This is a genomic window from Devosia ureilytica (assembly GCF_024273195.1).
Taxonomy (GTDB): Bacteria; Pseudomonadota; Alphaproteobacteria; order Rhizobiales; family Devosiaceae; genus Devosia; species Devosia ureilytica.
In genome coordinates, this window is record NZ_JAMZCU010000020.1 from 1 (window position 1) to 840 (window position 840).

The 840-nt window shown below is 61.9% G+C and carries 1 protein-coding gene; it reads left to right on the forward strand.

What is annotated here, in order from left to right; translation table 11 throughout:
* Positions 1-70 precede the first annotated feature (70 nt).
* Positions 71-828 (forward strand): IS5 family transposase gene (locus NIM87_RS18490; protein WP_415061119.1). Its coding sequence is split into 2 segments (ribosomal slippage): positions 71-394 and positions 397-828, totalling 756 coding nucleotides; the frame shifts between segments, so codons are not numbered across the junction.
* Positions 829-840: the final 12 nt, after the last annotated feature.

An 840-nucleotide genomic window follows, 5' to 3' on the forward strand; every position in this document is an offset into this window, starting at 1 on the left:
TACCCAATTAGCGGATTCCCGTTGGTTTCGTGATGTGATTCAAGTTCCGTCGAGGACGGAGGCTCGAATGATGAAGCACTTGTATTGGCTGAACGATGCGGAGTGGGAGCGGATTGCGCCCTGGTTGCCGAGCGGGCGCCGCGGTGCACATCGGGTTGACGACCGACGGGTGGTGTCTGGGATCATCCACATGCTCAAGACCGGCGCGCGGTGGCGTGACTGCCCGGCTGAGTACGGCCCCTACACGACGATCTACAACCGCTTCAATCGCTGGAGCAGGCAAGGCGTGTGGGAAGATGTCTTTTATGCCCTGACTGGCTCCAGCGGTGTCGTTAGCACCACCGCTGTCGATAGCACCCACGTCAAAGCGCACCGTTCGGCCTCGGGCGGAAAAGGGGGGACTTTGCCCAGGCTATCGGACGCTCACGCGGCGGACGGACGACCAAGATTCATGCGCTGACCGATGAAAGCGGTCGCCCGCTGGCCCTAACCCTAACACCGGGCCAAGCCCATGATCTGACCGGCGCAGAGGCCTTGCTGGCACGTGTGCCCACACCGCGCAAACTCCTCGCAGACCGAGCCTATGACGCGCGAAGGCTCCGTGACTGGCTGGCCGAAAGAGGCTGCGAAGCCGTCATTCCACCCAACCCAACACGCAAGCACCCACACGCCTATGACCCGGTCGCCTACCGGCTCCGCAACGTCGTCGAACGCATGTTCTGTCGGCTCAAGGATTTCCGCCGCATCGCTACACGATACGACAAGCGAGCCGACACATTCCTGTCCGGCGTCTTCATTGCAGCCGCGCTCTCGTGGTGGGTCAATTGAGTCCAGACCCTA